The organism is Serratia sp. UGAL515B_01, assembly GCF_033095805.1.
GTDB lineage: Bacteria > Pseudomonadota > Gammaproteobacteria > Enterobacterales > Enterobacteriaceae > Chania.
This window is the reverse complement of the sequence record NZ_CP109901.1, coordinates 1,953,911-1,977,326: the sequence shown is the minus strand read 5'-3', so window position 1 is coordinate 1,977,326 and position 23,416 is coordinate 1,953,911. Positions and strand designations below refer to the sequence as shown.

Annotated in this window: 23 protein-coding genes, 2 tRNA genes and 1 pseudogene; 10 read left to right on the top strand and 16 right to left on the bottom strand. The window is 45.9% G+C overall.

Going from position 1 to position 23,416, the window contains the following annotated elements; all coding sequences use genetic code 11:
* The first annotated feature begins 32 nt into the window (after positions 1–32).
* A complete protein-coding gene (locus OK023_RS09100) occupies positions 33–1,061 on the top strand; it encodes a L,D-transpeptidase family protein (protein ID WP_317697210.1) in 1,029 nt (342 codons plus the stop codon).
* 134 nt (positions 1,062–1,195) lie between these two features.
* Here the strand turns inward: OK023_RS09100 and OK023_RS09095 are convergent, their stop codons facing one another.
* The 6 genes from OK023_RS09095 to OK023_RS09070 form a co-directional block, all read right to left on the bottom strand.
* On the bottom strand, positions 1,196–1,432 hold the full coding sequence (locus OK023_RS09095) for a major outer membrane lipoprotein (RefSeq protein ID WP_005165631.1): 237 nt from the start codon (positions 1,430–1,432) through the stop codon (positions 1,196–1,198).
* A 304-nt stretch (positions 1,433–1,736) separates the two neighbouring features.
* Entirely contained in the window at positions 1,737–3,149 is a 1,413-nt protein-coding gene (pykF, locus tag OK023_RS09090) for a pyruvate kinase PykF (protein WP_317697125.1), read from the bottom strand.
* 430 nt (positions 3,150–3,579) lie between these two features.
* Complete coding sequence (locus OK023_RS09085; protein WP_317697123.1) at positions 3,580–3,885, bottom strand: cupin; 306 nt, start codon at positions 3,883–3,885, stop codon at positions 3,580–3,582.
* A gap of 112 nt (positions 3,886–3,997) precedes the next feature.
* Positions 3,998–4,074 (bottom strand) — tRNA-Val (locus OK023_RS09080).
* A gap of 20 nt (positions 4,075–4,094) precedes the next feature.
* Positions 4,095–4,171, bottom strand: a tRNA-Val gene (locus tag OK023_RS09075).
* Positions 4,172–4,363: 192 nt separating this feature from the next.
* Positions 4,364–5,740, bottom strand: a complete 1,377-nt coding sequence (locus tag OK023_RS09070) for an MATE family efflux transporter (protein WP_317697121.1) — start codon at positions 5,738–5,740, stop codon at positions 4,364–4,366.
* A gap of 494 nt (positions 5,741–6,234) precedes the next feature.
* Between OK023_RS09070 and OK023_RS09065 the strand changes: the two genes are divergently transcribed.
* Positions 6,235–6,885, top strand: coding sequence for a riboflavin synthase subunit alpha (locus OK023_RS09065; RefSeq protein ID WP_317697119.1), 651 nt, complete (start codon positions 6,235–6,237; stop codon positions 6,883–6,885).
* Between the two features lie 111 nt (positions 6,886–6,996).
* Here the strand turns inward: OK023_RS09065 and cfa are convergent, their stop codons facing one another.
* The gene (gene cfa / locus OK023_RS09060; protein WP_317697116.1) at positions 6,997–8,148 is read right to left on the bottom strand and encodes a cyclopropane fatty acyl phospholipid synthase; all 1,152 of its coding nucleotides are present in this window, start codon (positions 8,146–8,148) and stop codon (positions 6,997–6,999) included.
* 321 nt (positions 8,149–8,469) lie between these two features.
* Positions 8,470–9,660, bottom strand: a complete 1,191-nt coding sequence (gene punC, locus OK023_RS09055) for a purine nucleoside transporter PunC (RefSeq protein ID WP_317697114.1) — start codon at positions 9,658–9,660, stop codon at positions 8,470–8,472.
* 120 nt (positions 9,661–9,780) lie between these two features.
* Between punC and punR the strand changes: the two genes are divergently transcribed.
* Positions 9,781–10,725, top strand: a complete 945-nt coding sequence (punR, locus tag OK023_RS09050; protein WP_317697112.1) for a DNA-binding transcriptional activator PunR — start codon at positions 9,781–9,783, stop codon at positions 10,723–10,725.
* Between the two features lie 161 nt (positions 10,726–10,886).
* Here punR and purR read toward each other — a convergent pair whose 3' ends face one another.
* Positions 10,887–11,912 (bottom strand): HTH-type transcriptional repressor PurR, encoded by a 1,026-nt coding sequence (purR, locus tag OK023_RS09045; protein ID WP_317697109.1) that lies wholly within the window; start codon positions 11,910–11,912, stop codon positions 10,887–10,889.
* Between the two features lie 289 nt (positions 11,913–12,201).
* On the opposite strand from purR, the gene OK023_RS19200 reads away from it, so the two are divergent.
* Both OK023_RS19200 and OK023_RS09040 read left to right on the top strand, forming a co-directional pair.
* Positions 12,202–12,327: a YnhF family membrane protein gene (locus OK023_RS19200; RefSeq protein WP_411569399.1), complete on the top strand. Its 126-nt coding sequence runs from the start codon at positions 12,202–12,204 to the stop codon at positions 12,325–12,327.
* A gap of 196 nt (positions 12,328–12,523) precedes the next feature.
* Positions 12,524–12,598 (top strand): annotated as a pseudogene (locus OK023_RS09040) (IS200/IS605 family transposase); the annotation flags it as partial.
* A 478-nt stretch (positions 12,599–13,076) separates the two neighbouring features.
* On the opposite strand, the gene sodB reads toward OK023_RS09040, so the two are convergent.
* The gene (gene sodB / locus OK023_RS09035) at positions 13,077–13,658 is read right to left on the bottom strand and encodes a superoxide dismutase [Fe] (RefSeq protein ID WP_317697107.1); all 582 of its coding nucleotides are present in this window, start codon (positions 13,656–13,658) and stop codon (positions 13,077–13,079) included.
* Positions 13,659–13,999: 341 nt separating this feature from the next.
* Positions 14,000–14,815 carry a C40 family peptidase gene (locus OK023_RS09030; RefSeq protein ID WP_317697105.1) on the bottom strand — a complete coding sequence of 272 codons (816 nt, stop codon included), beginning with the start codon at positions 14,813–14,815 and terminating at the stop codon, positions 14,000–14,002.
* A gap of 538 nt (positions 14,816–15,353) precedes the next feature.
* On the opposite strand from OK023_RS09030, the gene OK023_RS09025 reads away from it, so the two are divergent.
* Positions 15,354–15,698 (top strand): Grx4 family monothiol glutaredoxin, encoded by a 345-nt coding sequence (locus OK023_RS09025; protein WP_317697103.1) that lies wholly within the window; start codon positions 15,354–15,356, stop codon positions 15,696–15,698.
* A gap of 118 nt (positions 15,699–15,816) precedes the next feature.
* Here the strand turns inward: OK023_RS09025 and rnt are convergent, their stop codons facing one another.
* The 4 genes from rnt to OK023_RS09005 all read right to left on the bottom strand — a co-directional run bounded on the left by rnt (position 15,817) and on the right by OK023_RS09005 (position 18,919).
* Entirely contained in the window at positions 15,817–16,464 is a 648-nt protein-coding gene (gene rnt, locus OK023_RS09020; protein ID WP_317697100.1) for a ribonuclease T, read from the bottom strand.
* Between the two features lie 103 nt (positions 16,465–16,567).
* Positions 16,568–16,975, bottom strand: a complete 408-nt coding sequence (gloA, locus tag OK023_RS09015; protein WP_317697098.1) for a lactoylglutathione lyase — start codon at positions 16,973–16,975, stop codon at positions 16,568–16,570.
* Between the two features lie 161 nt (positions 16,976–17,136).
* The gene (locus tag OK023_RS09010; RefSeq protein WP_317697096.1) at positions 17,137–18,234 is read right to left on the bottom strand and encodes an alkene reductase; all 1,098 of its coding nucleotides are present in this window, start codon (positions 18,232–18,234) and stop codon (positions 17,137–17,139) included.
* A gap of 79 nt (positions 18,235–18,313) precedes the next feature.
* Positions 18,314–18,919, bottom strand: coding sequence for a TetR/AcrR family transcriptional regulator (locus tag OK023_RS09005; RefSeq protein WP_317697600.1), 606 nt, complete (start codon positions 18,917–18,919; stop codon positions 18,314–18,316).
* 345 nt (positions 18,920–19,264) lie between these two features.
* Here OK023_RS09005 and OK023_RS09000 point away from each other — a divergent pair, with 345 nt between their 5' ends.
* From OK023_RS09000 to slyA, 4 genes are all read left to right on the top strand, one after another.
* Positions 19,265–19,504, top strand: a complete 240-nt coding sequence (locus tag OK023_RS09000) for a DUF1289 domain-containing protein (protein WP_317697094.1) — start codon at positions 19,265–19,267, stop codon at positions 19,502–19,504.
* 96 nt (positions 19,505–19,600) lie between these two features.
* Complete coding sequence (locus OK023_RS08995) at positions 19,601–20,497, top strand: aldo/keto reductase family oxidoreductase (protein ID WP_317697091.1); 897 nt, start codon at positions 19,601–19,603, stop codon at positions 20,495–20,497.
* Between the two features lie 571 nt (positions 20,498–21,068).
* On the top strand, positions 21,069–21,590 hold the full coding sequence (gene sodC, locus OK023_RS08990) for a superoxide dismutase [Cu-Zn] SodC (protein WP_317697598.1): 522 nt from the start codon (positions 21,069–21,071) through the stop codon (positions 21,588–21,590).
* A gap of 694 nt (positions 21,591–22,284) precedes the next feature.
* On the top strand, positions 22,285–22,716 hold the full coding sequence (gene slyA / locus OK023_RS08985; RefSeq protein ID WP_317697089.1) for a transcriptional regulator SlyA: 432 nt from the start codon (positions 22,285–22,287) through the stop codon (positions 22,714–22,716).
* A 78-nt stretch (positions 22,717–22,794) separates the two neighbouring features.
* On the opposite strand, the gene OK023_RS08980 is transcribed toward slyA, so the two are convergent.
* Positions 22,795–23,259, bottom strand: a complete 465-nt coding sequence (locus tag OK023_RS08980) for a glycine zipper 2TM domain-containing protein (RefSeq protein ID WP_317697087.1) — start codon at positions 23,257–23,259, stop codon at positions 22,795–22,797.
* Positions 23,260–23,416 lie beyond the last annotated feature (157 nt).

Sequence of the window (23,416 nt, the reverse complement as noted above, 5' to 3'; positions counted from 1 at the left end):
TGCAATAAACTGAAATATGAATAGGGATAACAATGAAACATGCGTTGACTTTAGTGGGGATGTTATTCGCGGCTGTACTGATAGGGACACAAACTGTCAGTGCGACGGAATACCCTTTGCCTCCGCCAGGCAGCAGCCTGATAGGTGAGAATATAATCTATGAGGTGCCGAATGATGGCCGTTCGCTGGAAGCCATAGCTGCCGATCATAAAATTGGGTTGTTAGGGATGCTGGAAGCCAACCCAGGTACTGACCCTTATCTGCCTACCCCCGGTTCTGCACTGACGATCCCATCGCAGATGCTATTACCAGATACGCCGCGTGAAGGCATAGTCATCAATCTGGCTGAACTGCGCTTGTACTACTATCCAAAAGATGAAGATAAAGTGGTTGTCTACCCGATTGGTATTGGTCAGACCGGCATGAATACGCCACTTAAGGTAACCTCAGTTAGCCAGAAGGTCGCCAATCCCACCTGGACACCCACTGCTAATATTCGTAAGCGCTACCAATCGCAAGGGGTCACACTACCTGCGGTAGTACCCGCAGGCCCAGACAATCCGATGGGGTTATATGCTATGCGTCTTGCTATGGGACGGGGGGAATATCTGATCCACGGGACCAATGCAAATTTTGGTATTGGGATGCGAGTGAGTTCTGGTTGTATCCGTTTACGTCCTGACGATATCGAAGCACTGTTCAATAAGGTTCCACAGGGAACTAGGGTACAGATTATCAATCAGCCGCTGAAAGTATCAGTTGAGCCGGACGGTAAACGCTATGTAGAAGTGCACCAGCCATTATCGAGACTTGCCAGTGATGACCCACAGACTATGCCCATTTCTCTTTCTAAAGCACAAAAAGCTTTTGAGACTGATATAGAAACCGATAAAGTCATGTTCGACAACGCTATGGTAAGGCGTTCAGGCATGCCTGTACTTGTTAGCGTAGGTGAGCCATCGGTTGAGGATGCAGTACCTTACTCAACGCCTCAAAATATTGGTAATGGGGTTATTGATGGGGCTGCACCTATCAGCTCTGTAAATCAAACTGGCTTGTAGGGGGCTAGCATCGTGTTTGGCTTTGTTGCAACGTTAGCAGAGGCGGGGCATTGAATAACATCTATTGATGGTTATAAACTGCTTGCAAAAAAAACGGTGCACTTTGTGCACCGTTTTCAATAACCTAAGCTATCTTACTTTTTGTAAGCGTGAGCTTGGTTGTCCAAACGCTGGTTAGCGCGCGCTGCGTCATCTTTAGCTGCTTGAACGTCAGAACGGATTGCGTTCACGTCGTTGCTCAGCTGATCAACTTTAGCGTTCAGAGTCTGAACGTCAGAAGACAGTTGATCAATTTTAGCGTTGCTTGAGCAACCAGCCAGCATAGTTGAAGCCAGAATTACCGCGCCCAGTACCAGTTTAGTACGATTCATTATAACACCCTCTAGATTGAGTTAATCTCCATGTAGCGTTACAAGTATTACACAAACTTTTTTCGAAAGAGAATAATTTTTTGTATTAGTGCCCTTTATTTTGATCGTTCGCTCAAACTTGCATCTTCTTTTGCAAAATAGTTAAAAAACGAAGCAAAACAGGCTGATTTCATGAGACTACTCTTAATTGGAATTAGCTAAATAATGAGCAGTTAACGATTGCGGTATCGGAAAACTGGTTGAAGAAACAAAAAAACGCCGCAGGGCGACGTTTTGAACAGTGAATAGCTATGGTGTTTGTTTATTACAGTACATGAACCGATGCTGTATTGGTCGTACCGCTCGGAACCAGTGCACCAGAAACCATCACGACGACATCGCCTTTCTGTGCAAGGCCACTGGCCAATGCGGCTTCTTTGCCAATGCGGTAGAAATCGTCTGTAGAAGCGATCTCTTTGACTATTTTGGTAACGACTCCTTTGCTCAGGACCAACTGACGAGCGGTGACTTCGTTGGTGGTCAGCGCCAAAATAATTGCGTTAGGGAAGTATTTACGCACGGATTTGGCTGATTTACCACCGCTGGTGGCCACAACGATCAACGGAGCATCCAGCTTTTCTGCTGTTTCAACCGCGCCACGGCAGACGGCTTCGGTTATGCGCAGCTTGCGGCTATCGTTTAGTGTATCAATGCGGCTAGGCATTACGCGATCGGTACGTTCACAGATGGTTGCCATAATGGTCACGGCCTCCAGTGGGTATTTACCTTTGGCGCTTTCCCCAGACAACATAACCGCGTCTGTGCCATCAAGAATGGCATTCGCTACGTCCCCAGCTTCCGCACGGGTAGGGCGAGGGTTTTTGATCATCGAGTCCAGCATTTGAGTGGCGGTGATAACCACTTTACGTGCGCGGTTACATTTCTCGATCATCATTTTCTGTGCAAAGATCACTTCTTCAACTGGAATTTCCACACCCAGATCGCCACGAGCGACCATGATTCCATCGGAAGCCTCGAGGATTTCGTCGAAATTATTCAGACCTTCCTGGTTTTCAATTTTAGAAATGATCTGGATGCTTTCACCACCGTGTGCCTTCAGATGCTCGCGAATTTCCAACACATCTGAACGCTTACGGATGAAAGAGGCAGCAATGAAGTCCACGCCCTGCTCGCAACCGAAAATCAGGTCAAGTTTGTCTTTCTCTGCCAGCGCTGGCAATTGGATGGAAACACCAGGCAGATTAACACCCTTGTTCTCACCCAAATCACCGTTGTTCAATACTTTACAAACCACCTCGTTTTCCGTTATAGAGGTGACTTCCATGCCGATCAGGCCATCATCGACCAGCACCGTATTGCCAACTTTAAGGTCAGAGGCAAAGCCAGAATAGGTCACTGCAACACGATCTTTGTTGCCAATGACGCTTTGATCGGTCGTGAAGGTGAATGTCTGGCCCGCGACCAATGATGCATCTACAGAACCTTCCAATTTCATGGTTCGAATTTCTGGACCCTTGGTATCCAGCAGGATACCTGCAGTTTTGCCAGTTTTTGTCATCACGGTGCGAATATTCTTGATGCGGTTACCGTGTTCTTCGTAATCGCCATGTGAGAAGTTGAGGCGCATCACGTTCATGCCAGCGTTAAGCAGGTTGGTCAGCATTTCTTCTGACTCGGTTTTAGGGCCGATGGTACAAACAATTTTTGTCTTTTTCATGACGATTTTTTCTGCAAGTTGTAATGGAAAATGAAAAGAACGGTACCGAAGGTCTTAGCATCGGTAAGGAATTTGAACTGCGCCTGGTAATGCAAAATATAGTTAAGGATAGGCGACCATGGTCTAAATGGTGTTGAAAAATTCGGCCTGCGCCCTAAAGTGGGTGTGCTGCGTGCAAAGAATATATGAGAATTTGTTGTTGCGTTTTCGCAGATCAAGGGCTGAAACCATTCAACTTAAAGACGTTGCGCATTATAAAGGCTCTAAAGCGGGAAACAAAATAAAAAACCGCTATGTAATGATTAGGTTTAATTTTGACAAGGTTAAATATGGCATAAATGGAAATCGTTAGTATGGCATTGTTGCGCAATTGGAACGTCTGTAAGCGATTGTCGCAACAGCCTGGCGACTATAACACCAAAACGGGGAGTCACGCATTTTGCGGGATTTCTAGCAGACTACCTTCAACAAGACAGAAACAGCCAAATAGGGTGGCTGCGGGAATATTCCTATTTTCCCCAGCGACAAGAATATGTATGTCATTGCCAATAGTAAATTCAAACTCGCCAGAAATGACACATACTTGCTGCGGACGGTGCAACTTGCGTAATTGACCGAATGCCCCTGCCATGAACGTTAACTCGCGGGCACAAGTATTATCATCTACACGCACTTGGCGACTGGCAGTGCCGTTGCCGAGATCTTCAAATAAGCTTTCTGCTTTAAATACCAACATTAAGGTTACCTCGGAGGACTTATAGTATTGATAAAATACGTGTTTTTTATACCATCTGATATGAACCTAAAAAGAAGAGTCTGAAGTATGGAGGGGATTGAAAACTGAGAATTGGTGCGTCCGAATGGACTCGAACCATCGACCCCCACCATGTCAAGGTGGTGCTCTAACCAACTGAGCTACGGACGCACTGAGTTGCTTCAGGAAATTGGTGCGTCCGAATGGACTCGAACCATCGACCCCCACCATGTCAAGGTGGTGCTCTAACCAACTGAGCTACGGACGCATCTATATCCTGCCTGTCATGGCTGACAGCGGTGACGAATATTAGCGAGCTACCTGCTCGCTGGCAAGGGAAAAAACACAATTTTATTTGGTATTTCACGTGATTGCTGAGCTTATGTGCAGTAAGGTGGTTTTTTCTGCAAAGTTTGATGACCAACTCGCCGATTTGCAGTAACCAAACCAGCGAGCAGGTTTAGCGGGTGGAGCGCCGCAAGATAATATCGGCGGGTTGCCGTTGTAGCCAGCGCATGCGCAATGCCATCATAAGGGCTGCGAAGGTTAGGCCGATAATAAAGCCAATCCAGAAGCCGCTTGGCCCCATAGCCGGTACAATATAGTCCGTCAATGCCAACATATAGCCGCTTGGCAATCCAAGTATCCAATAGGCGATGAACGTGATGTAGAAGATCGCTCGAGTGTCCTTATAACCTCTCAGGATACCGCTACCAATCACTTGCACAGAGTCAGAAATTTGGTAAATAGCGGCCAGTAGCATTAGATGTGAGGCCATAGCAACCACCTCAGGGCTGTCGTTGTAAAGCAGTGCTATTGGGTGGCGGAATGCCGCAGTAAACAATGCGGAACAACTGGCCATAGCAATACCTACAGCAATTGCGGAATAGGCAGCGACACGTGCGCCTTCGACTGAACGTTCTCCGAGACGGTGCCCAACCCGAATGGTTGCTCCAACACCCAATGACAGGGGCAAAACGAACATTAATGAACTGAAATTCAGCGCAATCTGGTGCCCTGCTACTGATACAATTCCAAGTGGTGAAACCAGTAACGCAACAACGGCAAATAGGGTGACTTCAAAGAACAATGCCAGCGCTACCGGCATGCCAATCCCGATCAAACGTTTTAAGACTTGCCAATCTGGGCTACGGCGCGCACCTGCTGCCAATTTGATATCACGCTGTCCTGGTGCATGTTTCGCGTACCAACGCATCATCAGGAACATAATCCAATAAACGCTACCGGTGGCAACGCCACATCCGATCCCGCCAAGCTCCGGCATACCTAGTTTGCCGTAGATGAAAATGTAGTTGATCGGAATATTGACGAGCAGGCCAATAAAACCAATTACCATACCTGGCTTGGTTTTTGATAAACCCTCACACTGGTTACGTACCACCTGAAAGAATAGGTACCCTGGTGCCCCCCACATAATGGCACGTAGATAGCCCACGGCTTTATCAGCCAACGCTGGGTCGATGTTATGCATCATATCGATGACAAACTTGCTGTTATAGATCACCACAAGAATTAATACCGAAACGCCAGATGCTAACCAGAAACCCTGACGCACTTGGTGAGCAATACGGTCACGGCGTCCAGCTCCGTTAAGTTGTGCAATTACCGGTGTTAGGGCCAGCAACAAACCATGGCCAAACAAAATAGCAGGCAGCCAGATTGATGTTCCTACAGCAACCGCTGCCATATCTGTAGCGCTATATGCTCCCGCCATAATGGTATCGACCACACCCATTGCGGTTTGAGATATTTGCGCGATGATCACTGGGATCGCGAGGGCCAATAAACTACGCGCCTCAATGAAGTACTTCTGCACGTATTACACCTTTTTATCATTATTTACTGAGGAAGGCTGTTGCTATCAAAGCAAGCGCAGCAAGAAAAAGCGGAAATCGTCAAAAAGATTGTACCTGCTCAGTGTCGTTAAGCAAATGTTGTGATTATATAATATCCGAGTTTGTTCTGCCCGAGCATAAAGTCATCGATGCTGCTGCTGGCTCATGAGTTTTTAGCCTTCGTGTAACTCTGGTTATTTAGGGTATATGCTTGTTTTATTCAAACGCTATCACTGCGACGCACATGGTGTTATGCGCCATCGATTCTTGAGTCAAAGTCTCTGCATACTGATTACGTTGTTTAACACAGTGACCGGCAGATACGTTACTCTTTTATGGATTGATTAGAGACTGAAGTTTGCGGGTTACAGCAAATGTGCAAGTGTGTTTTTTTACTATTGTGAATTTGGTTTTCTGCCTCAACTGGGGCAAACTGCGCTCAGTGAATTGAACTTATTCAAAAGAAGAGGCCAACATGTTTACCGGTATCGTACAAGGCATCGCTCCGCTGGTTGCCGTTGATGAAAAACCTAATTTTCGCACTCACATTATTGAAATGCCTGATGACCTGCTATCGGGTTTAGAGTTAGGGGCTTCTGTATCCCATAATGGCTGTTGCCTTACCGTTACGGCGATAGCGGGCAATCGTGTCAGTTTTGATCTGATCAAAGAAACGTTGAGGTTAACCAATCTTGGCGAACTTGCCGCAGGGGATGTCGTTAACATTGAGAGAGCTGCTAAGTTCAGTGATGAAATTGGTGGTCATTTGATGTCCGGTCATATCATCGGTACAGCAGAAATTGCCAAAATTTATACTTCAGAAAATAACCGTCAGATATGGTTGCGAATGCCAAATGTAGATCTGATGAAATATATTTTGCATAAAGGGTTCATTGGCATAGACGGTATTAGTTTGACAATCGGTGAGGTAATTAATAACCGTTTCTGTGTCCATTTGATCCCGGAAACCGTTCAGCGCACGACACTAGGTAAAAAACGTCTTGGCGATAAAGTCAATATCGAAATCGACCCACAAACCCAGGCAGTGGTTGATACCGTTGAGCGCGTATTGGCCAGTCGTGAAGCGGCAATTGCTGAGGATGTCGTATCAGTGCCGAAAGTTTAAATACCAAACGGCTGATGTTTTTATTGGCGCGTTTTGATAAAAAAGCCGCAATCTTATTTGCGCGTTTGCGGCTTATGTTGGCTAATTTAGTGATGAATTAAGGATTCGTACTCAACGAGGAACACGGATCCCTCCTTCTACGCCTTCCGGGCTGAACACGATTTGCCAGAGTTGTATATCACGCGCACGGAATGCACCAGCGCAGGAGTTAAGGTAATAGCTGAACATCCTTCCGAAACGTTCGGAGTAATTTGCTGTCAGTTTTGACCAGCTTTGCTTGAATCTTTCATGCCAAGCCATCAGGGTGCGATCGTAGTCAGCGCCAAAGTTATGCCAATCTTCCATCACAAAGTAGCGTTCGCTAGCTTGCGCAATATGCTTAACAGAAGGTAAGCAACCATTCGGGAAGATATATTTGTTGATCCATGGATCCACATTCATATCTGTCCGATTTGAACCGATCGTATGTAATAGGAAAAGTCCATCAGGCTTCAAATTGCGCCTAACGACGTTGAAATAGGTATGGTAATTTTTAGGGCCGACATGCTCGAACATACCAACGGAAACAATGCGGTCAAACTGTTGGTTCAGATCGCGGTAATCTTGTAGCAGGATCTCCACGTCCAATCCTTCGCAACGTGCTTGCGCCAGTTTCTGTTGTTCTGCGGATATGGTTACACCCACCATGGAGACACCGTAGTTTCTTGCAGCAAAGGCGGATAGACCTCCCCAGCCGCAGCCGATATCCAATACTCTCATACCTGGACGAAGACCCAGCTTTTCGCAGATCATCCGCAACTTGGCTTCCTGCGCTTCTTCCAGAGTAGTGGCCGTTTTCCAATAGCCACAGGAATACTGCATATAACGGTCAAGCAGTAAGGTAAAAAGATCGTTTCCGAGATCATAATGTTCTTTACCAACAATCCAAGCGCGTTTCTTGGACTGTAGATTGGTCAGACGAGCTACAGCAATGCGCAGTATGTCTTTCAGATGATTAGGAAGTTTCTTTTCAAGCCCAGCACTGAGAATTCGCTGAAAGAAGATATCCAGTCGTTCACACTCCCACCAGCCATCCATATAACTTTCGCCAAGCCCTAACGAGCCTTGTTGTAATACACGTTTGAAAAAATTTGGATTGTAAATCTGAATATCGAAAGGACGTGAACCATTGATTTCAATATCGGCCATGTTGAGCATTTCATGCGCGATACGATACCACTGGTTGTCTTGAATGCTCAGATCTTCTATACACGATGAACTCATAGTTTCTCCATCACCTTCTTCTGACTTATGAACTCGTAAAAATGCTCAGAGGACTTTTACAAGCGCATACATATACCTACGGCAACTTGCCGTAGCGTCTGATGTTCGACTTTAACCAGAGGAAATTTAAGAGGTTCTCTACGCATCAGCGTAGGTAAATAATTCCTTAAAAGAGTATGATTCCGTTCGTGTAAACAATAATTACTTGTGATAAAAGTTTATGAGAAATGTTATTTTTAGAAGCTCTTTCGAGTATAGGCTTGCCGAGACACAGACTCAATAGCAAATTGCACCCTGCCAGCATTCCCGTTAACTTATTATTTATAATAATTTCTGCTTGGTAGGCTGTTTTTTATTCGAGCTCTCTCTGAGTTGCATAATATACCCAAAAGCTGCAAAAAATACGGTACCAACCATCACGCTTACTGTAGCCAATAGTGGCTGGGTGATGAAGGCTGATACTAACATGCTGGCAATAAAACACCCTCCCAGTTGCAGCGTATTCTGTAAGGCAGCTGCTTTACCACTGCTTTCCGGGAATGGCATTAAGGCATTTGCTACCAGAATCGGGTAGCTAGCACCATTAACTAATGCCATGAAGCAAAAAGGGATCAGCAAAGCTGTCAGTGTTGGTTTGCTCAGGGTAGCGACCAGATAGAGAGCGACCATGCTGATGGCATAAGCTAACAACAGCCAAGGCAGCAGTGTTTTGCCAGAAATATGGCTTAATGCACTCCGACAACTGTAACCCCCTAACAAAAAAGCCAAAGTCTGTGGGACATAGCTTAAACCAATATCATTTGGGCTATATCCCATGTTGCCGAGAATAAAGGGTGACCCGGTCAGCCAGGCAAAAAAACCGGCAGAGCAGGCGGCAAAGACCATAACGTTGCCACTGAACATCGGGGATCTCAAAATCTGCAAAAAGCTCACCCCGGCCTTTTTGTCCGCTGAAGGCACAATTCTGGTATCTTTTAGCAATAGAGTGGGAATGAGCAGTAATGCCGTTATGCCAAGCAGTACGGCAAAGATAGCCCGCCATCCCATGTGATTGAGCAGCCAGGCACCCAACAAGGGGGCTAATGCGGGAGAAAGGGCGACCAGTGGCATAATGGAAGCAAAAACACGGTTTGCCTTACCTTCACGATAACGATCTACTACGATGGCTTGCCAGGTCACCGCGGCTGAACATACGCCAATTGCCTGTAGAAAACGTAAAGACCACAGTTGTGTTCCGTTTTGCACCCATAGCATGCCCAAACAGCCAAACGCAAAGAGTGTCAGGCCGAGCAAGAGTACCGGTTTGCGGCCTAGATAATCGGATAGCGGGCCCCAAAGCAGTTGGGCAAAAGCAAAACCAGCAAGGAAAATACTCAAGCTGGCGCTGATTGCGCCTGCGGAAATTTGCAAATCCTGCTGCATAGCGCCGAAGGCTGGTAGATACATATCGGTTGCTAAGTACCCCAACATACTCAGTCCTGCAAGGTAAAACATAAATCCAAAGTTTCGCATGCTTTTCTCGTTAAATTTTTATTGTCGCAGGTTTTAGCGTCCGCAAGTGTACTCGGCTGGATCTTTGCTTGTGAAACGGTAATATTTGCAAGGTGTTGTTAAAAAATTTGAAGGCAAATCATGTGGTCAGAATACTCGCTTGATGTCGTAGATGCTGTTGCGCGAACGGGTAGCTTCAGTGCGGCTGCACAAGAGCTTCATCGAGTTCCTTCTGCAATAAGTTATACGGTGCGTCAGTTGGAGCAATGGCTGGCTGTGTCCCTTTTTGAACGCCGTCATCGTGATGTTGTATTGACCCCTGCTGGTGCCCTGTTTATCAAAGAGGCCCGGAAGGTTGTCAAAAAAATGCTTGATACCCGGCGTCAGTGCCAGCAAGTTGCCAACGGTTGGCGCGGGCAGTTAAGAATTGCGGTCGACCTTATTGTAAAACCACAGCGTAGTCGTCAGTTAATCACTGATTTTTATCGTCATTTTTCGGATGTTGAATTGATTGTGCAACACGAGGTGTTTAATGGCGTATGGGATGCACTGGCTGATGGGCGCGCAGAGATGGCTATCGGTGCAACACGAGCAGTGCCGGTTGGTGGGGGTTTTGCTTTTCGCGATATGGGCTTTGTGAATTGGTTGTGTGTGGCAAATGCAACCCATCCCTTAGCGGGGCTAAAGGGCACACTGAGTAACGATCAGCTGCGGCCTTATCCCTCACTATTGCTCGAGGATACGTCACGAAATTTGCCGAAACGTGTAACTTGGGCGCTGGATAACCAACGACGCCTTACCGTGCCGGACTGGGCTTCTGCTGTGGATTGTCTGCGTAATGGATTATGTGTGGGAATGGCACCCGCGCATTGTGTACTGCCATGGGTACAAAGTGGTGAACTGGTTGTTCTGCAACTGCAAGAAGCATTCCCCCCTAGCGCCTGTTGCCTGACATGGCAGCAAAATGCGCAGTCACCAGTAATGACCTGGTTATTAGATTATCTGGGAGACAGTGAAACGCTTAATCAGGAGTGGTTGAACGAAGGCGTATCCGGTGTCTCGAAAGCCTCCGATAACAATTATTAGGCTATATGTCTGTGGGGCGTCGCAGCCCTCATCAAGCCACAGAGGGAAGCGTGCCGCGTGGTCGAGTCCTTGCCTCCCGCGCTGTGGCCATCATAGTACGTGTTGGGCTCATAAAACTGTGCAGCTCACGTTTTGGTTTGTGTCTAATCAAGGGGGACATGCTAGCGGCGATAATCGATGAAAGGCCCATCAGCCACCGAACGGCGTTCTATCAGTTTTGGATGGACTTCAATGACCTGAGATTCTTCACGTTTACTGATAATACGATCCAGCAACATCGTGAAAGCCATTTCTCCCAGACGTTCTTTAGGCTGGTGGATAGTGGTTAATGCTGGGGTAAAATAGCGTGCATTTCGGACGTTGTCGTAACCGATCACTGAGATGTCTTGCGGTACACGAAGCCCCAATTCGTCTGCAGCACAAATTGCACCCATAGCCATAATGTCTCCACCGCAAAATATGGCTGTGGGGCGATGCTTTTGCGACAATATTTTGTACATGGCCTTATAACCGGACTCAGGTTCAAAATCACCCTGAACGATCCATTCTTCGCGGATCTCAATATTGGCTTCCTGCAGCGCTTTAAGGAAACCGTGATGACGGCCACCACCGGTATTGCGCGATAACTGGCCGGGAATGGCACCAATATCGCGATGACCACGTTCGATAAGATAACGACCAGCCAGATAGCCACCCTCAAAGGCATTATCGATAATTGTATCGGTAAAATCACCACGAGCAGCTCCCCAGTCCATAACCACCATGGGAATATTTCGGTAATCCTCCAACATACCCAGCAACTTTTCTGGGTACTCTGAGCACATAACCAGCAGACCGTCGACGCGCTTTTGCGCCAACATTGCAAGGTAGGCCTGTTGTTTATCGAGGTTATTATGTGAGTTACACAAGATCAAAGTATAACCTTTACTATAGCAACTGTTTTCAACAGCTTCGATCACCTCAGCAAAGTAGGGTGCTTCGCTTGATGTTGCAAGCAGACCGATCGATTTAGTGTGGTTAACTTTCAGGCTGCGGGCAACGGCGCTGGGCGAATAGTGTAGTTGTTTAATGGCTGCCCAAACGGCCGCTTTTGTCTCTTCGGCGACGAAACGCGTTTTATTAATGACGTGCGAAACGGTGGTGGTGGAAACGCCAGCGCGCTTGGCCACATCTTTAATCGTTGCCATATAAAGAATGACTCCTGAACTCACATGTTACAGCATGTAAGTATGATGTTAATCGTTTGCCTGCGTAAATTTTATCCCCTGATAAGCAAAAACGGGATTTTTAGTGCTGAAGCCGTAAGATCCTATAGCAGGAGGGGGCATCTTGGGGTACGCAGTTGTGAACTGCGGATTTTGTCGCATATTTATGAAAAGTGGAAGAGCTAATCGGTATTATAAGACGGCAAATGATAACAAGATTTTAATCACGAACTGTAGGAAAATGAGTTGACGTATTAATTGTGTGGCTTTTATGCTTGAGAGCACAAATCTGCAAGGGAATTACGTTATGGATACGAATTTGAAAATGTCATTGTTTACTACGGTATGTGCGTTGGCAGTGATTATCATCTTTGGTCTCATTGCTGTATCTAACTGATTTAAATTATAAAAAGTGCAATATGTTGCACCTTTGCTATTTTCTATAGAAAACCCCCAGAGCTAGGCTGGGGGTCGTAAAGCTTTCAGCCTTAAGCCGATTATAAAGACCCCCTTTCAATTTGTTAAAACACCTTGCGGTTTGGCAATTGCAAAAGTTAAACAAGAAATCAAAAGGGGTCCAATGGGGGACGAAAATGGGCTTAGCGCATAACCGATGGAACTGTAAATATCACATGGTTTTTGCACCTAAACACCGAAGGCAGGTTTTCTAGGGAGAGAAACGCAGGGTGATAGGTGGCATATGGCCATTAATTCCAATTTTTTCAACCAGATATCACTTGTTATATCGAGCCGTAGCAAGATCTGTTCTCTCACTCTACCGATAAAATCCCAGCCTAACGAGTTAATATGGCTAAACCAGGTATTTTGAAAATCGGCGTCGGTTACGATAGTCACTTTAGTCTTGGCATTAATGGCTTAGGCAAGTGTATCCAAAAATTCGTTTTGGATCTGAGTATTGTTTTGCTGTTTTGAATGAACAATACGGCTCAACATCGCGTCCGATACTGGTGAGAGTCAGTGAAGCGCCACGGTTACATCAAGAAGCGTTACGGGCTGTAAGTAATCCATAAATGCAAATGTCAGATCACAGTGCGTCTGTTAGGGCGCGGCTGGCAAGAGAGGCTAATAGGCACATATGAAAAACCCCCGGCTTTGCCGGGGGGAGCTTACTTGTTCATCTATCTGCTATTGGGTCAGATTTTGTTCCGCGAATGACCAGTTAACCAATGCCCAAAAGTTTTCCAGGTATTTTGGGCGCGCATTGCGGTAGTCGATATAATAAGCATGTTCCCAAACATCAACGGTTAACAGAGGTTTGTCTTCACTGGTGAGTGGGGTCGCTGCGTTTGAGGTATTAACGATCGCAAGTGATCCATTAGGTTTTTTCACCAGCCAAGTCCATCCTGCTCCAAAGTTTTTCACTGCTGCATCGGTGAATTGTTCTTTGAAAGCAGCGAAAGAACCGAAGGATTTATTGATCGCCTCAGCTAAAACGCCAGTTGGTTCATTGCCCCCCTGAGGCGACAGACAGTGCCAGTAGAATGTGTGATTCCATACTTGCGCAGCGTTATTAAACACGCCACCGCTAGAGGTCTTGATGATATCGACTAGAGACTTGCCTTCAAACTCGCTGCCTTTCACCAGATTATTCAAGTTAACCACGTAGGTGTTATGGTGCTTACCATAATGGTATTCCAGCGTTTCTGCAGAAATATGCGGTTCAAGGGCATTTTTCTCATACGGTAATGCAGGTAATTCAAACGACATTGCTTTCTCCTTTTTATACAGCACTTTTCTTCTCTTCCGATACCGCCAGCCCATTAGCTGAGGGAGGAAACTGAGTTGTTATAGTTATTCTGTGGTTATCAATCTTAACAACTTCCTACCTGAAAAAAAGGTCCAAAGCGTGCAAATCAGTTAATTGTCTAAAGTGTGGGCAAGGGGAGACATCCTGGCTGAGCCTTAAACTCAGTCGTATATACTCTTCATTCTTCAAGTTGCATGGGTGTTGGCTGCGTCCGTTCACACCCGTCATAGAGTGAGCTATGCTCTTGGCGACTCTCAGACTTGCCACCTACATGCAACTCGAATTATTTTGGGTATAAATGTCAACGAATGGTTGTAGGTGTGACTACGCGGCGAGCACCTATGTAATGGTTTTGCCAATAGTTATTATCCAATTGACTGATGCGTATTTCTTCGCCAGTTCGGGGAGACTGGATAAATTTACCGTCCCCGAGATAAACACCAACATGATCGGCAGTGCCGCGGTTGTTGATACGAAAAAAGACCAAGTCACCCTTTTCTAGCTCACTTCGTTTGACCGGTGCTGCATCTCGCAGATGGTACATTTCGTTAGCGGTACGAGGTATTTTGATTTTAACCACGTCTTTGTAGGCGTAATAAATCAGGCCACTACAATCGAACCCAGTGGTAGGAGAAGTACCGCCCCAACGATAAGGCTTGCCCATTTGGTGCATCAGCTTTGTCAACGCAGTTTGCTTGGCATGTTGAAAACGCTTTTTGTGTGCTGGAGTTAGTTTCAACGTTTTATCATGTACTGCCATTTTCTTGGTGGTAAATCCCCTTGTACGATGGCGTCCATAAGCTTTTTTATGCTCTTTTTTCGGCGGGTTGGGTTTAACTTTGCTAGTTTGGCTCGTTTTGGTTTTTGATTTTACGCTGTTGGTTTTCTTGTTTGCTTTCACTGCCAGCTTTTTTGTTTTTGCCGTTTTATGCGGGGGTATCATCTTCACCTTCTTGCTGCTTTTATCCACTTTCTTTCTTTTGCGTTCATTTGGCTTGGTATCATTGACATGGCTTCTAGGCTGCTCAGCAGAAACATGTGCTTTTGGCGCAGCATGTGCCAGGTTAAAGAATAGCTGTGCGAAAAAGAGTACAAAAAGCGTGATAATTAACCGCATGTTGATGTTACCAACCTTGACCCCGAAACATATATTGAATGAAAGACAGTATTCCTTAAATTCGCCATATAAAACAGAACTTAACTTGTAAATATTAATCCATATTGTGAGAAAACGTTAATGAGATTAAATTTTATTATAAAATCAATCAAATGATGAGTTGGATATCACTAATAGGGGCATTCTTTTTATTATTAATTGTCTTGTAAAGGTCAGAATATAATAGTGATATGTTAGAGTTAACAATGTTATTCCGAGTCTATCTTTTAGCCGGTTATACTCGTCATACTTCAAGTTGCTTGGGTGTTGGCTATGTCCGTTCGCACCAGTCGCATAGTGGGCTATGCTCTTGGCGACTCGCGATCTTGTTGCCTACAAGCAACTCGAATTATTTTGGGTATAGATGTGTTTTTCGCAACGTATCTGTAACAAAAAGATACCCCTTCAAAAGATGGTGTTTTCTTGCCCTCTACCTACAGCTACAATAAGTCAATATGATGCATGTTTTAGCCATGATGTGGTTTTGAGGAAGCAATGAATGAAAACGATTGAAAAAATCCAGCAGCAGATTTCAACCAACCCGATCCTGCTGTATATGAAAGGCTCACCTAAGTTACCAAATTGCGGTTTCTCCGCACAGGCGGTTCAAACACTTTCAGCTTGTGGTGAACGTTTCGCCTATGTTGATATTTTACAAAACCCGGATATTCGCGCTGAGTTACCAAAATACGCCAATTGGCCTACTTTCCCTCAACTATGGGTAGATGGCGAATTGGTTGGTGGGTGCGATATTATCATTGAAATGTATCAGCGTGGTGAACTACAACAGTTGATTAAAGAGACGGCTGAAAAATATAAAAATCAGGAAGATCAACAGCCTTGATCCTTAATGAAGAAAGGTTCCCTGAATAAAATTGTGCGGTATTGATAACGGTGCCGCACAATTTTCACTCAGCATATTTCACACTTAAGATACGAAATACACATGTAAATAGCCGTGATCAGTCTATTAGGCTGCCAGCTAACGGCCATCCACCAAGACGTTTCCAGCGGTTTACTAACTCGCAAAACAGTAGAGCTGTTTGTTCCGTATCATAAAGAGCGGAATGGGCTTGGCTGCTGTCAAAAGGGAATCCCGCGGCGATACAGGCTTTTGCCAATACGGTTTGTCCTAAAACTAATCCGCTCAGTGCCGCAGTGTCAAAAGTAGCGAAAGGGTGGAATGGATTGCGCTTGAGTCCCGCACGTTCTGCAGCCGCCATTAGAAAACCGTGATCAAAATTGGCATTGTGCGCTACGATTATTGCCCGGTTGCAATCTTTATCTTTAATACCTTTGCGCACAGCCTTGAAAATTGCATGTAATGCATCATATTCACTAACTGCTCCACGCAGTGGGTTATGTGGGTCTATGCCATTAAAGGCCAACGCTTCCGGTTGTAGTATCGCACCTTCAAAGGGCTCAACATGGAAATGCAGGGTTTCGTCTTGAAGCAACCAGCCATTCTCATCCATTTTCAGCGTTATTGCGGCAATCTCCAATAGCGCGTCCGTTTTGGCATTAAAACCTGCGGTTTCTACATCAATAACAACGGGATAAAACCCACGAAAGCGGCCACTCAGGGCGTTAAGATCACTTTTCTCGGCCATCAGTTTCTTATCTTAATCGAACATAGTGTTTATTATGACAAATTTATTGCTTTAGTGCAGCGGAGATAATAAAGAAGGGCGCTAGACGCGCCCCTTAGGAGTCTCAGTTACCGAGGCCTTGCCCAGCATGTTTATTTTCGATCAACTCAATTTTGTAACCATCAGGATCTTCAATAAAAGCAATCACGGTAGTGCCACCTTTAACCGGGCCTGCCTCACGGGTTATTTTACCGCCAACTTTGCGAATGTTGTCGCAGGTTGTAGCAACATTATCAACACCCAAAGCCAAATGGCCAAATGCTGAACCCATCTCGTAGCTGTCTACGCCCCAGTTGTAGGTAAGCTCGATCACTGAACCTTCACTTTCATCACTATAACCGACGAATGCCAGTGAGTATTTGTACTCGGTGTTTTCACTGGTACGAAGCAAACGCATGCCTAACACTTTGGTATAAAAGTCGATGGAGCGTTGTAGGTCACCGACACGGAGCATGGTATGGAGCAGGCGCATAATTCCCTCTGATTGGACTGGCCGCGGTTAACGGCGATAAGTTGTTGCAGATAACAGTATAGTCTTGCAGCATAAGGCAATTCAACGCAACTGATAATCTGGCGGTACTACGGTATTATCAAACCGGATTTCAGCCCGGCTTGATTGACGAGTGAAATGCCTCAAAGAGTTGGATAGTCGGTGTAGCCTTTGGCATCGCCGCCATAGAACGTCTCTGGATTTGGCTCATTCAACGGTGCATTCTGCTTAATTCGCTCTACTAAATCCGGATTGGCAATGTAGGTTCGACCAAAGGCAACTGCGTCGATAAAGCCTTTTTGGATCAAATCCTCTGCTTTCTCTGCGGTATAGGCCCCAGCACCGATAATCACACCATTAAAGTGCGCGCGAACGGCATCGCGGAATGCTGTAGAGTAAGGTTTGCCTCCAGCCCAATCAGGTTCAGAAATATGCAAAAACGCGATGCCGCGCTTATTCAACTCTTCAATCAGATAAAGTGCTGCAGCCTGTTGGTCTTCGCCGTTATCGAGCCCATTAAATGGACCCAACGGTGAAATACGGATACCAACATGGTCTGCGCCAATTTCGGCGATGCTAGCGTCAACCACTTCCAGCGTTAAACGGGTGCGATTTTCAATGCTGCCACCGTATTGGTCGGTTCGTTGGTTGGATGCTGGTGACATAAATTGATGCAATAAATAACCATGCGCTGCGTGTAATTCAACATAGTCAAAGCCTGCTTCTCGAGAGTTAGCTGCCGCTTGACGGAATTCGTTTATAATTCCTGCAATTTCTGTGATTTCCAACGCGCGGGGCGTTGATGTTGGCACTCTGACCCAGGTTCCTGTTTCATCACGAACGGTAGTGCGTGTTTCGGCATTGATCGCTGAAGGCGCTACCGGAGCTTGTCGGTCTGGTTGCAAGCTGGAATGAGAGATGCGACCTACATGCCAAAGTTGTACGGCGATATGTCCTTTTTTCTCATGAACCGCTTGGGTAACTTTTTTCCATGCGGCGATTTGCTCATCAGTATGTAAGCCGGGTGCTCCAGCATAGCCCTTCGCTTGAAAAGAAATTTGAGTGGCTTCGGTTATCAGCAAACCTGCGCTGGCACGCTGCGCATAATATTCTGCCATTAAGGGGGTAGGGATATCTCCTGGCTCAATACTGCGCAGACGCGTCAGTGGCGCCATAAATATACGGTTTGGTAATGTTGCATGACCAACTTTTAGTGGCGAGAACAATGTTTCAATCTTCATAATGCATCCTGTTGTAGTAGACCAGTCGACTATAAATCAAGTACAGTAAAAAATATGGTATTTTCAGACAAAAAAGTGATTAAGACTGCGTTGGGCGTAACAGTAACTCGATACTTTCAAGCGCGCTGGTAAGTGGTGCCACTGAATGGCGTATTTTGGCGCGCAGTGATGCGCCAAGCCATAATGCGTAGAGTGTTTCTGCGGTAACCGTTGGAGGCATGTTTGTAACCAGTGAGCCTTCATCCATTCCGCGTTGAATAGCATTCTGCAAATGGCTGATAATACGTGAAGTCCCTGTTTCTAAAGCATGTCGCATAGGTTCAGACAGATCACTGACCTCGGCAGAAAGTTTTACCGCTAAGCATGCATTATGACACTCACTAAGGCAGTGAGAGTTTATAGCCTGACTGTAATAACTGAGCAATTGCTGACGTGCATTAGTGGTTTCATCACTAAATAATGCTTGCATTTCGGCATTATAGCGTTCGAAATAACGTTGCAACATGGCTTCTCCAAAGGCTTCTTTTGAACGGAAGTAGTGATAAAACGACCCCTTGGGAACGCCTGCCGTTGTCAATAATTCACTAAGGCCCATCCCGGTAAAACCAAGACGTAGGCTCAAAGCTTCGCCTGTAGCGAGCAGATGTTCGCGAGTATCCCCGCTGCAGTGCACGTGTTTTTTCATCATGGAAAATACTATAATAGACCGACCGGTCTAAATCAATGCTACATTAAAAAATTTGGCCAGACGCACTAACTCGTTTGTCGCCGTCTTTTAATTGCATCTGGAGAACGCGGTAATATGCCCACATGTCACCCGTCCTGAGGTCGTTAAAAGCCAACTATCAAACTGGATGAACTAGAAGTTGTTTTTTGCTTGTCACGACACCGCGTAAATGCAGGGGGAGAGTCAGGGGTACCTTCAATTAACTTATTGTAATTATAATTTCGCCGTTTCTCCTATAATAACAATGACCACCGCGGCGCACAGCTGCCAGTGCAAAACTGCAAGTCGTGTTCAGGAGGATGTGTGGAGCAGCAACTTGAATTTTTTGACATTCCCAGTCCATGCCGTGGCATATGCCAGGCAGATGAACGTGGTTTTTGCCGTGGCTGTTTACGTAGTCGTGGAGAACGTTTTGGTTGGATGCAAATGAGTGACGCACAAAAACGCGATGTGCTACGCCTTTGTCGCCAGCGTTATCTTCGATTGCAGCGGGCTAACCGGCCGCCAGACGAATTACCTCCAGAACAGCCTTCGCTATTTTAATCTGTACGGCTCTACAGTATGTTCAATCACTCTACCATTTCCCTCTTGTTAAATGCTTGTGTATGCTTGCGCTAAATACTCTCATGAGGTTTCAAAATGCTTAATCGTATTAAGTTGGCACCACAGGGGCCTGAGTTTTCGCGCCTGATTTGTGGTTATTGGCGTTTGCTGGAGTGGGGAATGTCTCCGCAAAAGTTGCTGACGTTTATCGAACAACATATCGAGCTGGGTATAACAACGGCAGACCATGCTGATATTTATGGTGATTATGCCTGTGAGAAAGCATTCGGTGATGCAATCAGATTGAAGCCTTCGCTGCGTCAAAGAATGGAGCTTGTATCTAAGTGCGGTATTGCCACTACCGCTAAGCCAGGTAATCCAATTGGGCATTACATAACCGATCGTAATCATATTGTGCATAGTGCGGAACAATCATTATCCCACTTGCATACCGACTATCTGGATTTGTTGTTGATCCATCGGCCCGACCCATTGATGGATGCTGATGAAGTGTCAGAGGCCTTTGTAGCGTTGCATAAAAGTGGCAAAGTACGTCATTTTGGTGTGTCAAACTTTACCCCTGCTCAATTTACATTGTTGCAATCACGTTTGCCGTTTTCTCTGGTCACCAACCAGGTGGAGATCTCACCGATTCATCAACCAGCAATCCTCGACGGTACGTTAGATCAATGCCAACAGCTACGTATCAAACCTATGGCCTGGTCCTGTCTGGGAGGCGGGCGGCTGTTCAGTGATTCAGAATTCCAACCATTACGGGATGAACTTCAGTCTGTAGCGCAAGAGATTGGTGCAGAAACTATTGAGCAGGTGGTATTTGCATGGATTATGCGTTTGCCGTCTTCGCCATTACCGATCATCGGCTCCGGCAAAATCGAGCGTGTGAGCTCGGCATTGAAGGCGCAATCGCTGGTGTTGAACCGCCAACAATGGTTCCGTATCCGTAAAGCAGCATTGGGTTATGATGTGCCGTAAGATGCAATTTGTGTTTCCTGATGGTCATCTAGGCTGTGTCCCTTAACTGTCCGTGGTGCAGTCGCAGCCCCAAAAGCCCATCATCAAGGCGTAGGATGAAGGGCAGAGTGGCCCTCTGTTCAAGCCCGATAACACAGAGAATGGGCTTTTTGGGCGCGACCCTACGGGCTGACGCCATTGGCGTGCATTGCTGCGTTGTTCCCCGTTTATTGGGTCCATCCAACCTCGCGGCTCACGCCTTGCTCTGCGCGCAAATGACCGCCAGCGGCGCTCGCGTACAGTTAAGGGACACAGCCTAGTGTGAATCATGAGGTTTGGCTGAAAAAGCAACATAGCATTGTGCCAGATTGGCGCAGATATAAAGACGAGGCCCCAAATACTGCCTTGGGGAGCTCGGTAGTCGTGATGAAACTCACCTCATTTTAGGTTAGGCCATGAGCCTCGGATCGTTGGAATAGGTTCCTTCCAGCATTAATAAACTTTTCAGATGTGCTTTGAAGCGCGATGGCGAAGATTTTATTCACCCTCTATACTGCAATTTCTCTTATATCCATCGCAAGGAAGATGAATGATGAAAAACTATTTGTGTGCTGCATTAGGCTTGATGGCTTGTGGTGTTGTCCAGGCCGCTTCAGTTGATGTTGAAATGAATCTGGTAACTGCCCAGGGAATTAGACAAAACATCGGCAAGATTACCATCAGTGAAACACCTTACGGCCTGCTGTTTACTCCGCAGTTGAAATCACTACCTGGTGGGTTACATGGTTTTCACGTGCACGAAAATGGCAGTTGCGAACCAGGAATGAAAGAGGGTAAAGCCGTTGCTGCATTGTCGGCTGGTGGTCATTTAGATCCACAGAAAACCGGTAAGCATTTAGGACCTTATGCTGATGGGCATTTGGGCGATCTGCCCGCCATTTATGTGATGAATGACGGTATGGCCAGTTATCCCGTCCTTGCACCAAGGTTGAAGAATATTAGTGAAATAGAGGGTAAGGCATTGATGGTCCATGCCGGGGGGGACAACCACTCCGACCATCCGAAACCGTTGGGCGGTGGCGGTGAACGCTTTGCTTGCGGCGTAATCAAGTAATTACGTCCTGCTCTAGTTGGCGGGTTCTGGTTATATCCGGCGGCAAAATAACATGTTGCAATTGCTGTAGCCGAGAGTTGCACCGCCAATTCAAGCCTATAAAATTCAGTGCGTCTTGTTCCAAATAGTGTGCTAGAGGCGTATTCATACCAGAGACATGGACGCAGTTAAATAGGTTCTGGTGCATTAAGTCATGGTGTACAGTGATGCCGTTGTTCCAAACCTAAAATTTTTAAGTGTCTTTCTTACCTAGTCTCTGTTTCCCTTAAAGCTGTAATAATGCCCTATCGGTGATGGCTTACCTTGTGGTACGGCACAAACATGGTTCAAATCGGTTGCCGCCATCTCCATAGTGAAAACAATTACATGAATAGCCAATATATTAAGGTATTCAGAGTGAAAAATAATCTACATTAGATGGATTTGGTGGCTGTCCTTGCAATATGGATTATATACATTTGTATTTTTAAAATGACTTACTCAGAATGCTTCAAGCTGTATCCCTGAACCTTAGTCGACAGGGCATTTGCCCGAATATCTGCTTTTTGGTGCTGTGGAGTGGCATCAGCCTACATAGCACGTAACCTTTCGGCCTGACGACAGGCTTTCGGGTCTTCAACGGTATCCAGGTTAATTAAGAGACACAGACTATGTCTGAGGATAATGTCAGCATACTAATTAAAAGGAGGTGATAGTGGAATCAACACTAGGTTCAGATTTAGCACGATTGGTTCGTGTATGGCGTGCGTTAATCGATGATCGGCTCAAGCCGCTGGAATTGACACAAACACATTGGGTAACATTGCACATTATCAACCGATTACCGCCCGATCAGTCGCAGATCCAATTGGCAAAAGCGATAGGCATTGAGCAGCCTTCTCTCGTTCGTACATTAGATCAGCTTGAGGAAAAAGGCTTGATTACGCGCCACATCTGTCCTAATGATCGGCGCGCAAAACGTATAAAGCTGACAAAAGCGGCTGAACCTATTATTTACGAAGTCGATAGTGTGATCAACGATACAAGAAGTGAAATTCTTAGTGGGATCTCGACGGAAGAGGTAAGTATTTTAGTGGGCTTGATTGGCCGATTGGAACAGAACATTATTGAACTGCAAGAAAAATAACTAATTTTTTATACATTTAGGACATTACAAACAAAAACCGGAGGCATAGGCCTCCGATCTGCATTATTCAGGTAACTATCACAGTGGAGATACTGTGATGGTACTACCGTCTTTAGCCATACGTACACGCTGACCTGGGGTGAACTGGGTTTTACCAGCACGTTGTACCACAGCAATGTTTTCTTTATTATCGGTTTTGATTTCAAGTTCAACGCCATTAGTGCGACCAGCAACGCTACCGATGCTGTTACCCACTACGCCACCGGCTACCGCACCTGCTGCAGTTGCCAAGCTACGTCCAGTACCACCGCCGACTGTATTGCCTAAGAATCCCCCTAGTACTGCACCACCGATGGCGCCGATAGTGTTAGCCGTGTCATTGCCCTGAATTTGTACCGGTCGTACAGAAACAATGGTACCAAATGAGACGGTCTGTACACGTTTGGCCTGATCGGCTGAATAAACATCACCGGACGTTGTAGGGTCTGCACATCCTGCCAGCGTGATTCCGGCGAGAACAACGACGAGAAAACGCTTGATCATATAAAGCTCCTGCGGTTAGTAATCCCGACCTGAGAAATCACTCTAAATCGGGTTAAATTAAAATGTTTCAACAAGTATGACTGAACCTAAGCGGGTAAACCATATTTTACTGCTAGGCATAACATAACTTTTTTCTCTTCAACTGATAATAAACGGT

Bases quoted from the DNA above. Each gene is read 5' to 3' on its own strand.
- OK023_RS09100 (WP_317697210.1), top strand. From the start codon at position 33: ATGAAACATGCGTTGACTTTAGTGGGGATGTTATTCGCGGCTGTACTG.
- OK023_RS09095 (WP_005165631.1), bottom strand. From the start codon at position 1,432: ATGAATCGTACTAAACTGGTACTGGGCGCGGTAATTCTGGCTTCAACT.
- pykF (WP_317697125.1), bottom strand. From the start codon at position 3,149: ATGAAAAAGACAAAAATTGTTTGTACCATCGGCCCTAAAACCGAGTCA.
- OK023_RS09085 (WP_317697123.1), bottom strand. From the start codon at position 3,885: ATGTTGGTATTTAAAGCAGAAAGCTTATTTGAAGATCTCGGCAACGGC.
- OK023_RS09065 (WP_317697119.1), top strand. From the start codon at position 6,235: ATGTTTACCGGTATCGTACAAGGCATCGCTCCGCTGGTTGCCGTTGAT.
- cfa (WP_317697116.1), bottom strand. From the start codon at position 8,148: ATGAGTTCATCGTGTATAGAAGATCTGAGCATTCAAGACAACCAGTGG.
- punC (WP_317697114.1), bottom strand. From the start codon at position 9,660: ATGCGAAACTTTGGATTTATGTTTTACCTTGCAGGACTGAGTATGTTG.
- punR (WP_317697112.1), top strand. From the start codon at position 9,781: ATGTGGTCAGAATACTCGCTTGATGTCGTAGATGCTGTTGCGCGAACG.
- purR (WP_317697109.1), bottom strand. From the start codon at position 11,912: ATGGCAACGATTAAAGATGTGGCCAAGCGCGCTGGCGTTTCCACCACC.
- OK023_RS19200 (WP_411569399.1), top strand. From the start codon at position 12,202: ATGCTTGAGAGCACAAATCTGCAAGGGAATTACGTTATGGATACGAAT.
- sodB (WP_317697107.1), bottom strand. From the start codon at position 13,658: ATGTCGTTTGAATTACCTGCATTACCGTATGAGAAAAATGCCCTTGAA.
- OK023_RS09030 (WP_317697105.1), bottom strand. From the start codon at position 14,815: ATGCGGTTAATTATCACGCTTTTTGTACTCTTTTTCGCACAGCTATTC.
- OK023_RS09025 (WP_317697103.1), top strand. From the start codon at position 15,354: ATGAAAACGATTGAAAAAATCCAGCAGCAGATTTCAACCAACCCGATC.
- rnt (WP_317697100.1), bottom strand. From the start codon at position 16,464: ATGGCCGAGAAAAGTGATCTTAACGCCCTGAGTGGCCGCTTTCGTGGG.
- gloA (WP_317697098.1), bottom strand. From the start codon at position 16,975: ATGCGCCTGCTCCATACCATGCTCCGTGTCGGTGACCTACAACGCTCC.
- OK023_RS09010 (WP_317697096.1), bottom strand. From the start codon at position 18,234: ATGAAGATTGAAACATTGTTCTCGCCACTAAAAGTTGGTCATGCAACA.
- OK023_RS09005 (WP_317697600.1), bottom strand. From the start codon at position 18,919: ATGAAAAAACACGTGCACTGCAGCGGGGATACTCGCGAACATCTGCTC.
- OK023_RS08995 (WP_317697091.1), top strand. From the start codon at position 19,601: ATGCTTAATCGTATTAAGTTGGCACCACAGGGGCCTGAGTTTTCGCGC.
- sodC (WP_317697598.1), top strand. From the start codon at position 21,069: ATGAAAAACTATTTGTGTGCTGCATTAGGCTTGATGGCTTGTGGTGTT.
- OK023_RS08980 (WP_317697087.1), bottom strand. From the start codon at position 23,259: ATGATCAAGCGTTTTCTCGTCGTTGTTCTCGCCGGAATCACGCTGGCA.